Here is a 12,498-nt window from a genome sequence, read left to right as displayed (position 1 = left end):
AGGAGGGCCCGGACAGGGCAAATCCGGAATGATGACCGCAGTCGATTAGTTGCCGGGAAAAGCTGATTGCATACTCCTTGAGCAGTCCTGCACTATAAAGCCGCTTGCCTGTGCACCGGCCTTGGCCGCAAATTCCTCTAGTCGGATGCGTGACCACGCATCTCCTCCAGCACGTCGGTCCGGCAGACCACGATCTGTGACCGCTTGGTCAACACGATTCCCTTCTCCTGCATCCGCTTCAGGCTGATCGTGACCCATTGCCTGGTGGCGCCGACCATGTGGGCGATATCGGCATGGGTGAAGGCCGCGGCGATCACACGGCCGTCGGCATCCTCGACGCCGTAGAGCTCGACCAGGTGCAACAGCAGATGCGCCAGGCGCTGAGTGATCGAGCGCGTTCCCAGCATCTGCGCCAGTGCCGAATAGCATTTGCCTTTGAAGGTGAGGCCTTCGATCAGGCCGATGGCGAGGTTGGGGATCTCCGCAGCAAGCGCCCGCAGTTCCTTTCCCGGCAGGTGCACCACGCTGCAATTGCTGGATGCGACGCCGGACCATTGATGCACGGTGCCCTCGAACACTTCGGGTCCGCCGACGAAATTGCCGACATGCCAATAGGCCAGCGTAATCTCGCGTCCGAGCGGTGAAGTGTAGAACACGCGGATGCGACCGCTCTCGATCAACCAGATGCCGTCATGCTTGCCGCCCTGGCTGAACAGCGTCTGGCCGCGGTTGAGCACCTTTCGCCGGCCCTGCTTCAGCACCAGCTCCCGCTCGTGTGGCGAGAGCTTCTCCATCAACGGCGGCGGCCCGCCGATCCATTGCTGATTCTCGGTCAGCAGCAACGAGGAACTGCCCGCAGGCCGGACTGCCGGGGGAACCGCCCCGCGAACCGCACTCGCCGCCTGCAACATCGCCTGCCTCCGGAACGTTCAAATCGCTCTAAAGAGGAGCAATGTCCGTGCCAGATGGGGGGAGGTCAGTCCACCGTCATGCCCGGGCTTTTCCCGGGCATCCACGTTTTTGGTGCGGCAGGAAGATCGTGGATGGCCGGGACAAGCCCGGCCATGACGCTGGTTGCGAAACTGAACGCTCAGGATGCAGGGTTGTCCGCGGCAGCCAAACTCAGCAGATACGTCTTTGGGTAAATCCCCCTGTTGTGCCCATCCGAAAACGAGATGTTCAACCCGTAGCCGAGATCGCCGATCTCGGTGATCGCGATGCCCGGAAACGCCTCCGGGAAGCGACCGTCGAAACGGGCGCGGGTGCAATGGGCGCATTTGCAGGAGAGACGGAGTGTCTCGGCAGGCACACTGAGCGCATCGCCCTCGGTGGTGCGGACGAGAAGCGTCGCGAGATCGGCGCTTGCTTCATAGTCGGCCACGGTCGGGGCCACCAGGGTCATGGTCATGACGAACCTCCGACTTTCATATATGTCGGTGTGGACGTGCGAGGATAGCAACTAATTGCCAGCGCAGCTGCAGTGGCACTGCCTGCTCTTCGATCACCGCCCGCGAAATGTGAAACTAATCGACCGGGAGTTTCACTTCCGCGTTGCCCGATTCCGCTCTCTCCGAAACCTTGTGCGCAACGAGGGACTGAGGAGAGACCATGAGTGCATTTCAGAAGGAAACGGTTTTGTCGGTTCGCCACTGGACCGACTCCCTGTTCAGCTTCACCGCGACGCGCGATCCCGGCTTCCGCTTCCAGAACGGCCAATTCGCGATGATCGGGCTGGAGGTCGAGGGCAAGCCGTTGATGCGGGCCTACAGCATGGCCAGCGCCAATCACGAGGAAGCGCTCGAGTTCTTCTCGATCAAGGTGCAGGACGGTCCGCTGACCTCGCGCCTGCAGAAGATCAGGGAAGGCGATATCGTCCTGGTCGGCCGCAAGGCGACGGGCACGCTGATCACCGGCAACCTCATTCCCGGCAAGCGCCTGCTGCTGCTCTCGACCGGCACCGGCCTTGCGCCGTTCGCCAGCCTGATCAAGGACCCTGACGTTTACGAGAATTACGAGACCATCGTGCTCGCCCATGGCTGTCGCCAGGTCTCCGAGCTCGCTTATGGCGAGCATGTCGTCGACGGCCTGCGCAATCACGAGTTCTTCGGCCCGCTGATCCGCGACAAGCTGGTTTATTACCCGACCGTGACCCGCGAGCCGTTCCGCAATCGCGGCCGTATCACCGACCTGATCGCCTCCAACCAGCTGTTCGACGACATCGGGCTGACGGGCCTCGATATCGAAACCGACCGCATCATGCTGTGCGGGAGTCCTGCAATGCTCGAGGAGCTGCACGCGATGTTCTCCGATCGCGGTTTCGTCGAAGGCAATCACAGCCAGCCCGGCCATTTCGTCATCGAGAAGGCCTTCGTCGAGCGCTGAGGCGCAAATCGCGTCCCGGCGACAACTAATTGCTATCGCCGGACAATCACCTGAACAAATCTGATGCAAAGGCGCCGGGCATCGGCGAACCAGGAGCAAGTGATGGCACTAGATCAGATCGTCGACGGACTTTCGGAGGTTTCCTGCGATGTGCTGGTCATCGGCGGCGGCACGGCCGGCCCGATGGCGGCGCTGAAGGCGAAGCTGAAGAATCCGAAGGCCAATGTCGTCCTGCTCGAAAAGGCCAACGTCAAGCGCTCCGGCGCGATCTCGATGGGCATGGACGGGCTGAACAACGCCGTCATTCCCGGCTACGCGACGCCGGAGCAGTACACCAAGGAAATCACCATCGCCAATGACGGCATCGTCGACCAGAAGGCGGTCTATAAATACGCTCAAAACTGCTACAAGATCATCGAAGAGCTCGACAGCTTCGGCATCCGCTTCCTGAAGAACGAGAACGGCGACTACGCCGTCAAGAAGGTGCACCACATCGGCACCTATGTGCTGCCGATGCCGAACGGCGAGACCGTGAAGAAAGCCCTCTATCGCCAGCTTCGCCGTGCCCGCATCCTGATCTCCAACCGCTACATGGCTACGCGCCTGCTGAAATCGTCCGACGGCCGTATTGCCGGCGCGATCAGCGTCAACACCCGCACCGCCGAGATCCTGGTGATCAAGGCCAAGGCCGTGATTCTCTGCATGGGCGCCGCCGGTCGCCTGGGCCTGCCGACGTCAGGCTACATGTTCGGCACTTATGAGAACGCCGCCAATTCCGGCGATGGTTATTCGATGGCCTATCACGCTGGTGCTGCGCTCGCGAACCTCGAATGCTACCAGATCAACCCGCTGATCAAAGACTATAACGGCCCGGCCTGCGCCTATGTCGCCGGCCCCTTCGGCGCCTACACGGCGAACAACGAGGGCTCGCGCTTCATCGAATGCGACTATTGGTCTGGTCAGATGATGCTGGAGTTCTACAACGAGCTGCTGTCCGGCAAGGGTCCGGTGTTTCTCCAGCTCAAGCATCTCCACCCCGACACCATCTCCGAGATCGAGTCCACGCTGCACAAGGTCGAACGCCCGACGCGCGGCCTGTTCCAGCAGGGGCGGGGCGTCGACTACCGCAGCGAGTCGATCGAGATGCACATCTCCGAGATCGGCTTCTGCTCCGGTCACAGCGCCTCCGGCGTCTTCGTCGACGACAATGCCCGCACCACCGTGCCCGGCCTCTACGCTGCCGGCGACATGGCGAGCGTGCCGCACAATTACATGCTCGGCGCCTTCACCAACGGCTCGGTCGCCGGCATCGACGCGATGGAGTTCGCCGACAGCCATGACTTTGCTGAGTTCGATGCGCAGGATGTCGCGAAGGAACGCGATCGCGTGATGGCCCCGACCAAGCGCGAGGACGGCATTCCGCCGAACCAGGTCGAGTACAAGACCCGCCGCCTGGTCAACGATTATCTCCAGCCGCCGAAGGTCACGCGCAAATACGAGCTCGGCATGCGCCGGCTCGCCGAGACGCGGCAGGACATGCAGGAGCGCATGATCGCGCGCAACGCGCACGAATTGCTGCGCGCGCTCGAAGTGCAGTCGATCATGGACTGCGCCGACATGGCCGTGCATGCCTCGCTCTATCGCGAGGAGAGCCGCTGGGGCCTCTATCACTGGCGCACCGATTTCCCGGAGAAGGACAACGAGAACTGGTTCTGCCACACGCTGCTGTCCAAGCAGAACGGCAAGATGACCAGCGAGAAGCGCGCCGTCGAGCCTTATGTCGTGCCGATCGCCGACGACGAGAAGGATCTCTACGACAAGCAGCGCATTCGCGCCACCGCCTGATCCACCGCAACAGAACAACAGGAGACATCACATGCCTCTCGCGTCCTATCAGACATCGGTTCCGGTGGTCGTCGACGACGCCAAATGCATCGCCGACAAGGGCTGCACCGTCTGTGTCGACGTCTGCCCGCTCGACGTGCTGCGCATCAGCGACATGACCGGCAAGGCCTATATGGCCTATGATGAGTGCTGGTATTGCATGCCCTGCGAGGCCGACTGCCCGACCGGCGCCGTTACCGTCAACATTCCCTATCTGTTGAGGTGATCATGTCGAGCCCGTTCGAATCCTACGACGATCTCGAGGACGCCGACGAACGGCTCCAGGCCGCCGATCCTGCCGAGCGCCGCGTCGCCATCATCGCGCTCGGCCATTCCGGCGATCCCGCCGCCGTTGCGCATCTGGCCAACATGGTCGCCGATCCCGACGCCGGCGTGCGGCAGCAGGTCGCGATGGCGCTCGGTGAGTTCGACGGGCCGGAGGCGGCGAGTGCGCTGGTGAAGCTGCTGGTCGATCCCGAGCGGATCGTCGCGGCAGCCGCGGCCGACAGCATGGCCGAGTTCAAGGATCCCGCCTGTGCCGAGATCATCCTGCCGCTGGTCAAGCACGCCCACGCCTTCGTCCGCATGGGCGCGCTGCGCGCGCTGAAGGAGCTGCGCTGCAAGGACACGCTGAAGCCGGCGCTGGAAGCGCTGCAGGATTCCGATGCCGCGGTGCGCGTCCAGGCGATCGGCGTGATCGGCTTCCTCAAGCTGGAGGAATCCATCCCCGCGTTGACGGCCTTGATCAACGATCCCGATGCGCATGTGCGCCGTGCCGCGGTCAGCGCGCTGGCGTTCTCGCAGATGAAGCCGGCGGCCGAGACGATCACGCGAGCGCTGAAGGATGGCGACTGGATGGTCCGCGAGATGGCCGCCGAAACACTCGGACTCAACGCCAACGGTGCGATCGCCGCCGACCAGCTCATTGCCGCGCTCGGTGACGAGTTCTGGCAGGTGCGGCTGAAGGCGATCCGCAGCCTCGGCAAGATGAAGATTGAGCGCGCGGTGCGGCCGATCGGCAATTGCGTCAATCACGACCAGGCGAACCTGCGCAAGGAAGCTGCGGCCGCACTCGGCGAGATTGCCCATGCCGACGGTGAGGCGTTCCTGGCCGTGATCGCCGACGATCCCGATCCCGACGTTCGCAAGAACGCACGTTGGGCACTCCAGCAGATCGCGGCCCGTAAGGCGCGCGCAGGCGCATAAGAGGCCGGCAGGGAGCCTGGCGGCGTCGCTCTGGACTTCCCCTGCCAGACGTTTATTGGTCTTCGCCAACGGGATCGGCGGCTTCCGGAGCGGCCGATCCTTAGAAACAGCGAGGACGCCGCCATGACGACACTGACCGTGAAAGACCTTCTCCCGGCGGATGGAACGAAGGGAACGCTGGTCGGCCGCGTTTGGCTGCCGCAGGCGAACGGTCCGGCCGTGGTCGCGGTGCGCGCCGACGGTGTGTACGACGTCACCGCGAAATTCCCGACCGTCAGCGCGCTCTGCGAAGAGGACAATCCCGCCAAGGCGCTGGCCGCCGTCAAGGGCGAGCGCATCGGCGATCTCGAGGCCATCGTCGCCAATACGGCACCCGATGGCCGCGATCCGAACAAGCCCTGGCTGCTCGCACCGGTCGATCTCCAGACCCTGAAGGCCGCCGGCGTCACCTTCGCGATCTCGATGCTGGAGCGTGTGATCGAGGAGCGCGCCAAGGGCAACCCGGCTTCGGCCGAAGCGATCCGCAAGGAAGTCACCCGGCTGATCGGTGACGACCTTTCAAAACTCAAGCCGGGCTCGGATCAGGCGATGCACTTGAAGCAGGTGCTGATCGACCAGAACGCCTGGAGCCAGTACCTCGAGGTCGGCATCGGCCCCGACGCCGAGGTCTTCACCAAGGCGCCAACCATGTCCTCGGTCGGCACCGGCATGGATGCCGGCCTGCATCCGAAATCGACCTGGAACAATCCCGAGCCCGAGCTCGTGCTGTTCGTCTCCAGCCGCGGCAAGATCGTCGGCGGCGCACTCGGCAACGACGTGAACCTGCGCGATTTCGAGGGCCGCTCGGCGCTGCTGCTGTCGAAGGCCAAGGACAACAATGCCTCCTGCGCGATCGGCCCGCTGCTGCGATTGTTCGACGATAGCTTCATGCTGGACGACGCGCGCAAGCTCGACATCAGCCTGAACGTGACGGGGACGGACGGTTTCGTGCTCGACGGCCATTCCTCGATCAGCAAGATCAGCCGCGATCCGACCGATCTCGTCGCGCAGACCATCGGCAAGGTGCATCAATATCCCGATGGTTTCGTGCTGTTCCTCGGCACCATGTTCGCGCCGGTCAAGGATCGCGATGCACCGGGGCAGGGGTTCACCCACAAGCGCGACGACATCGTCACGATCGCCGCGCCTCAGCTCGGCAAGCTCGTCAACCGCATGCGGACCAGCGACGAGTGCGAGCCCTGGACGTTCGGCATCGGCGCGCTGATGAAGAACCTGGCGCAGCGGAAGCTGATCTAGTTTTTGCTCGCCTTCCTGGCGTGCGGTTCTTTGGTCATGGCCGGGCTTGTCCCAGCCATCCACGTCTTCTCGCGCTGTACAAAGATCGTGGATGTCCGGGACAAGCCCGGGCATGACGCGTTGCTTGGCGCGCCCGCGCCCACCCCATTATCGTTCATCCCAGCGTTGCATTCCTAGAACAAAATCGCGTCTGGCGTGTCTTCCACGCGCTTGGCCGGGACATCCACATCATTCCTCCAAATAGTCAAATAATATGACTATACGGAACCAAACTTCCGTGAAATAGTGCCTCCCGCCGCCTTAAAGGCGGGCCTGAGGGTGCCATGCTACCGATCGGTACCCCTGAAAACACCTTGGGAGACACGTCTGATGACCCTCAAAGCCCTTTTTGCGGCCAGCGCCACGACCGCCTTGCTGCTTGCGCTGCCGGCCAAAGCCGCCGAACTCACCATTGGCTTCTCGCAGATCGGATCGGAATCCGGCTGGCGTGCAGCCGAGACCTCGGTCTCCAAGCAGGAAGCCAGTAAGCGCAAGGTGAATCTCAAGATCGCCGACGCGCAGCAGAAGCAGGAGAACCAGATCAAGGCGATCCGCTCCTTCATCGCGCAGAACGTCGATGCAATCTTCCTCGCGCCGGTCGTCTCGACGGGCTGGGATTCGGTGCTGAAGGAAGCCAAGGAGGCCAAGATCCCGGTCGTGCTGCTCGACCGCGACATCGATCCGTCGGGCAAGGACCTCTATCTCACCGCCGTCACTTCGGACAGCGTGCACGAAGGCGAGGTCGCTGGTGACTGGCTGGCCAAGACCGTCGGCGACAAGGCCTGCAACATCGTCGAATTGCAGGGCACGGTCGGCGCCAGCGTCGCCGCCAACCGCAAGAAGGGCTTTGACACCGCCATCGCCAAGCATGCGAACTTGAAGGTGGTGCGCAGCCAGACCGGCGACTTCACCCGCGCCAAGGGCAAGGAAGTGATGGAAAGCTTCATCAAGGCCGAGGGCGGCGGCAAGACGATTTGCGCCGTCTACGCCCACAATGATGACATGATGGTCGGTGCGATCCAGGCGATGAAGGAAGCCGGCCTCAAACCGGGCAAGGATATCCTCACGGTCTCGATCGACGCGGTCCCCGATATCTTCAAGGCGATGGCCGCAGGCGAAGCCAATGCCACGGTGGAGCTGACGCCGAACATGGCGGGCCCGGCGCTCGATGCGATCGCGGCCTTCAAGGAGAAGGGTACGGTTCCGCCGAAGTGGATCCAGACCGAATCCAAGCTCTACACCGCCGCCGACGATCCGCAGAAGATCTACGACAGCAAGAAGGGCCTCGGTTACTGAGGCAGACCTCGCCGGACCGCTTCCAGTGGTCCGGCGATCCCCCTTCGAATTCGTTGCGCGAACGAATAGGCTGGGTGTCCGCGCCACGAGCGGGCACCGGCGGGAGTAGATTTGTCATGGAGAACAGCTTTGATCCTGCTCCTTCCCTGCTGGAGGTGCGCGGGATCAGCAAGAGCTTCGGTACGGTGCGCGCGTTGCAGGAAGTCGACTTCACGCTTCGCGCCGGCGAGATCCATGCTCTGCTCGGCGAGAACGGCGCCGGCAAATCCACGCTGATCAAGGTCGTCACCGGTGTGTTCCCGCGTGATGCCGGTGTCGTCCGTCTGGAAGGCGAAGAGGTCGCGCCGCGTTCGGCCAAGGCGGCGCTGCAGGCCGGTATCGCCACCGTCTACCAGGAGGTCAATCTGCTGCCGAACCTGTCGGTGGCGCAGAACCTGTTCCTCGACCGCCAGCCGATGCGTTTCGGCATCGTGCGCGAAGGCGAGATGCGCCGCCGCGCCAAGGCATTGCTTGCCGATTTCGGCCTCGACATCGACGTTGCCGCGCCGCTCGGCAATTATTCGGTAGCCATCCAGCACGTGACCGCAATTGCCCGCGCGGTGGATCTCTCCGCGCGCGTGCTGATCCTGGACGAGCCGACTGCGAGCCTCGACCGTCACGAGGTCGAGATCCTGTTTCGCATCATGCGCCAGCTTGCCAAGCGCGGCATCGGCATCGTCTTCGTCAGCCACTTCCTCGATCAGGTCTACGAGATCTCCGACCGCATCACCGTCCTGCGCAACGGCCGCTTGGTCGGCGAGCGCGAGACGGCATCGCTGCCGCGGCTCGAGCTGATCCGGATGATGCTCGGCCGCGAGCTGGCCGAGACCACCAGCGCGCGGGCCGTGGCAAGCGAGCCCAAAGCGCGCGAGGTCTGCGCCTGTTTCGAGAATTACGGCAAGGCCGGCTATGTCGCCCCGTTCAATCTCGAGCTGCGCCACGGTGAGGTCGTCGGCCTCGCCGGCCTGCTCGGCTCTGGCCGCACCGAGACCGCGCGGCTGGTGTTCGGCGCCGAGCGCGCCGATGGCGGGCAGGCGAGGGTGGAGGGCGCATCCGTACGGCTCCAATCGCCGCGCGACGGCGTGCGGCACGGCTTTGGCTATTGCCCGGAGGAGCGCAAGACCGACGGCATCGTCGCCGAGCTCAGCGTGCGCGAGAACATCGCGCTCGCGCTCCAGGCCAAGCGCGGCCTGCATCGGCCGCTGTCGCGCCGCGAGCAGGACGAGCTTGCGCGCCGCTACATCAAGATGCTCGACATCCGTCCGCCCGATGCCGAACGGCCCGTCGGCCTGCTCTCCGGCGGCAATCAGCAGAAGGTGTTGCTGGCGCGCTGGCTCGCCACCGCGCCGCGGCTCCTGGTGCTGGACGAACCCACGCGCGGCATCGACGTCGGCGCGCATGCCGAGATCATCCGCCTGATCCGCGAGCTCTGCGACGACGGGCTTTCGCTGCTGGTGATTTCTTCCGAGCTCGACGAGATCGTGACCTATTCGGACCGCGTCGTGGTGCTGCGCGATCGCGCCCATGTCGAGGAGCTCGCGGGCGAGGCCGTCGACGTCGGCAACATTCTCGCCGCCATTGCCGCCGATGGCGCCGCCGTCGCGCTTGAGGCCCACACATGACAGCGCTGTTGCCGCGCCGCGGCTTTGCCCAGATCCTCGCGCTGATCGTCATCCTGGCGGTCGACCGCGTGGTGTCGCCGCAATTCTTCGACCTGCGCCTCCAGGACGGCCGGCTGTTCGGCAGCCTGATCGATGTGCTCAACCGCGGCACGCCGGTGGCGCTGCTCTCGCTCGGCATGGTGCTGGTGATCGCGACGCGCGGCATCGATCTCTCCGTCGGCGCGGTGATGGCGATCTGCGGTGCGATCGCCGCGAGTCTGGCCGACAGCCACGGCCTGCCGGTGGTGCTGGCCGCCGCGCTCGGTGCGGGCCTCGTCTGCGGGTTGTGGAACGGCTTCCTCGTCGCCGTGCTCGGCATGCAGCCGATCGTCGCCACGCTGATCCTGATGGTGGCGGGGCGCGGCATCGCCCAGCTCATTACCGAGGGGCGCATCGTCACCTTCAGCTCGCCGGACCTGGTCTGGCTCGGGAACGGGGCCATTCTCGGCGTGCCGGTGCCGGTCGCGATTGCCTTGGGCATGCTGATCCTCACCGGCGCAGTGGTGCGCGGGTCGGCACTCGGGCTCCTGATCGAGGCGACCGGCGGCAATGCGCGGGCGAGCGAGCTTGCCGGCGTCGGCACTCGCGCGATGATCCTTTCGGTCTATGTCTGGTGCGGCGTCTGTGCTGCGCTTGCCGGCGTGATCGCCGCGGCCGACATCATGGGCGCGGATGCCAACAATGCCGGCCTCTGGCTCGAGCTCGACGCCATCCTTGCGGTGGTGATCGGCGGCACCTCGCTGTTCGGCGGCCGCTTCAGCCTCGTGCTGGCCGTGCTCGGCGCGCTGATCATCCAGACCATGAACACCGGCATCCTGCTCTCGGGCTATCCGCCGGAGTTCAACCTGCTGGTCAAGGCGGTGGTGGTGCTCGCGGTCTTGCTGCTGCAATCGCCGAAACTATCCGGCTTTGCCGGCATCATGGCGCGGCTGCGGAGGACGAAACCATGAAAGGCCTGCCGCCCGTCCTGATCACGGCCATCGTGCTCGTCGTCGGCTTCGCCGCTTGCGCGGTGCAATTTCCCAACATCGCCTCGACACGCGTGGTCGGCAATCTCCTCACCGACAATGCGTTCCTCGGCATCGTTGCAACCGGCATGACTTTCGTCATCATCTCCGGCGGCATCGATCTGTCGGTCGGCTCGGTGATCGGATTCACCACCGTGTTCGTCGCGCTTGCCATCGAGCGCTGGGGCGTGCCGCCGCTGGTCGCTTTCGTCGCCATCCTTGTGCTCTCGGCGGCCTTTGGCGCCGCGATGGGCGCGATCATCCACGTCTTCGATCTGCCACCTTTCATCGTGACCTTGGCCGGCATGTTCCTGGCGCGCGGTGCAAGCTTCCTGCTCTCGACGGAATCGGTGCCGATCACCGCGCCCGTCTATTCGACGGTGTCCGACTTCGCGCTGCGCATGCCCGGCGGCGGACGGCTGACGGCGATCGCGATCATCATGCTCGCCATCGTGATCGGCGGCGCCTTGCTGCTGCATCTCACCCGGTTCGGCGCGAACGTCTATGCGCTCGGAGGCAGCCGGGCGACCGCAAGCCTGATGGGCGTTGCGGTCGGCAAGATGACGGTGAAGATCTACATGCTGTCGAGCCTGCTTGCGGGCATCGCCGGCATCGTGTTCTCCTTCTACACCAGTGCCGGCTACTCGCTCTCCGCCGTCGGCGTCGAGCTCGACAGCATCGCAGCCGTTGTCATCGGCGGCACGCTGCTCACGGGCGGCCAGGGCTCGGTGATCGGCACCTTCCTCGGCGTGCTGATCCAGGGCATGATCCAGACCTACATCAATTTCGACGGGACCTTGTCGAGCTGGTGGACCAAGATCGCGACCGGCGTGCTGCTGTTCGCCTTTATCGCCCTGCAGCAGGGACTGGTCGCGCTGGCGCGACGGCCGGCGGCGAAGCGTGCAGGAGCAACCACATGACCTCGCGCATTGTCGTCATCCCGACACGGCGGGCCCATTCCAACCATGCGGAAGTGGCGCGCTCGATCGGCGTCGATATCATCGCAGGCCGCTATGCCGAAGGAGCGCGGCTTCCGGGCGATGCCGAGCTGACCGCGATGTTCAGCGTGTCGCGGCCGGTGCTGCGCGAGAGCGTGAAGACGCTCGTCGCCAAGGGCCTACTCACCACCAAGGCGCGGGTCGGAACCGTCGTGCGCGAGCGCGGCGCCTGGAACATGTTCGACGCCGATGTCCTGGCCTGGCATCTCGATGCCGGCATCGACAAGCGTTTCCTCGATGACCTCGCCGAGATCCGTCTCGCCGTCGAGCCGCGAGCTGCGGCGCTGGCGGCGGTACACCGATCGGAGGAGGATGTCGCCGAGCTTCGCCGCACCATGGAACGCATGCGGCTCGAGGCCTCCGATTCCGTCGGCTTTGCCGATGCCGATCTCGCGTTGCACGTTGCGGTTGCGCGGGCATCGGGTAATCTGTTCATGCGCTCGATCGGGCATGTGATCGAGGCTGCCTTGCGCGCCTCGTTCCTGCTCAGTGCCCCGGTCGAGCCGGAGGACCGCGACACCGTGCTGCTGTGGCATCAAAAGATTGTCGATGCGATCGCGGCCGGCGATGCCGGGACGGCGTCGGAGGCAATGGTCTATGTCATTCACAACGGCATGCGCCGCCATGAGGGCACCGTGATCGAGACGGCGCCCGCCGAGCCGCTGCCGTCCGCGGAGAGTGGAGAATAGA

Annotated in this window: 12 protein-coding genes; 10 read left to right on the top strand and 2 right to left on the bottom strand. The window is 64.4% G+C overall.

What is annotated here, in order from left to right; all coding sequences use genetic code 11:
- Positions 1 to 137: 137 nt before the first annotated feature.
- Both XH89_RS25220 and XH89_RS25215 read right to left on the bottom strand, forming a co-directional pair.
- Complete coding sequence (locus tag XH89_RS25220) at positions 138 to 911, bottom strand: Crp/Fnr family transcriptional regulator (protein WP_194463087.1); 774 nt, start codon at positions 909 to 911, stop codon at positions 138 to 140.
- A gap of 179 nt (positions 912 to 1,090) precedes the next feature.
- On the bottom strand, positions 1,091 to 1,402 hold the full coding sequence (locus XH89_RS25215) for a gamma-butyrobetaine hydroxylase-like domain-containing protein (RefSeq protein ID WP_194468618.1): 312 nt from the start codon (positions 1,400 to 1,402) through the stop codon (positions 1,091 to 1,093).
- Between the two features lie 206 nt (positions 1,403 to 1,608).
- Here XH89_RS25215 and XH89_RS25210 point away from each other — a divergent pair, with 206 nt between their 5' ends.
- The 10 genes from XH89_RS25210 to XH89_RS25165 all read left to right on the top strand — a co-directional run bounded on the left by XH89_RS25210 (position 1,609) and on the right by XH89_RS25165 (position 12,497).
- Positions 1,609 to 2,382, top strand: a complete 774-nt coding sequence (locus tag XH89_RS25210; RefSeq protein WP_194463086.1) for a ferredoxin--NADP reductase — start codon at positions 1,609 to 1,611, stop codon at positions 2,380 to 2,382.
- 102 nt (positions 2,383 to 2,484) lie between these two features.
- Complete coding sequence (locus XH89_RS25205; protein WP_194463085.1) at positions 2,485 to 4,227, top strand: fumarate reductase/succinate dehydrogenase flavoprotein subunit; 1,743 nt, start codon at positions 2,485 to 2,487, stop codon at positions 4,225 to 4,227.
- A gap of 31 nt (positions 4,228 to 4,258) precedes the next feature.
- Positions 4,259 to 4,492, top strand: coding sequence for a ferredoxin family protein (locus tag XH89_RS25200; protein ID WP_008141081.1), 234 nt, complete (start codon positions 4,259 to 4,261; stop codon positions 4,490 to 4,492).
- 2 nt (positions 4,493 to 4,494) lie between these two features.
- Positions 4,495 to 5,472: a HEAT repeat domain-containing protein gene (locus tag XH89_RS25195; RefSeq protein ID WP_194463084.1), complete on the top strand. Its 978-nt coding sequence runs from the start codon at positions 4,495 to 4,497 to the stop codon at positions 5,470 to 5,472.
- Positions 5,473 to 5,595: 123 nt separating this feature from the next.
- Complete coding sequence (locus XH89_RS25190; RefSeq protein ID WP_194463083.1) at positions 5,596 to 6,768, top strand: fumarylacetoacetate hydrolase family protein; 1,173 nt, start codon at positions 5,596 to 5,598, stop codon at positions 6,766 to 6,768.
- A gap of 369 nt (positions 6,769 to 7,137) precedes the next feature.
- Positions 7,138 to 8,103, top strand: coding sequence for a galactofuranose ABC transporter, galactofuranose-binding protein YtfQ (ytfQ, locus tag XH89_RS25185; protein ID WP_194463082.1), 966 nt, complete (start codon positions 7,138 to 7,140; stop codon positions 8,101 to 8,103).
- A 116-nt stretch (positions 8,104 to 8,219) separates the two neighbouring features.
- Positions 8,220 to 9,764: a sugar ABC transporter ATP-binding protein gene (locus tag XH89_RS25180; RefSeq protein WP_194463081.1), complete on the top strand. Its 1,545-nt coding sequence runs from the start codon at positions 8,220 to 8,222 to the stop codon at positions 9,762 to 9,764.
- Positions 9,761 to 10,753 carry an ABC transporter permease gene (locus tag XH89_RS25175; protein WP_194463080.1) on the top strand — a complete coding sequence of 331 codons (993 nt, stop codon included), beginning with the start codon at positions 9,761 to 9,763 and terminating at the stop codon, positions 10,751 to 10,753. Before XH89_RS25180 ends, XH89_RS25175 begins: the two co-directional genes overlap by 4 nt.
- Positions 10,750 to 11,730 (top strand): galactofuranose ABC transporter, permease protein YjfF, encoded by a 981-nt coding sequence (gene yjfF / locus XH89_RS25170; protein WP_194463079.1) that lies wholly within the window; start codon positions 10,750 to 10,752, stop codon positions 11,728 to 11,730. Before XH89_RS25175 ends, yjfF begins: the two co-directional genes overlap by 4 nt.
- On the top strand, positions 11,727 to 12,497 hold the full coding sequence (locus XH89_RS25165) for a FadR/GntR family transcriptional regulator (protein WP_194463078.1): 771 nt from the start codon (positions 11,727 to 11,729) through the stop codon (positions 12,495 to 12,497). Before yjfF ends, XH89_RS25165 begins: the two co-directional genes overlap by 4 nt.
- The last annotated feature ends 1 nt before the right edge of the window (position 12,498 follow it).

This window comes from Bradyrhizobium sp. CCBAU 53340, from assembly GCF_015291645.1.
GTDB lineage: Bacteria > Pseudomonadota > Alphaproteobacteria > Rhizobiales > Xanthobacteraceae > Bradyrhizobium.
Note: the sequence above shows the minus strand (reverse complement) of the source record. Positions and strands in the feature narration are given on the sequence as shown.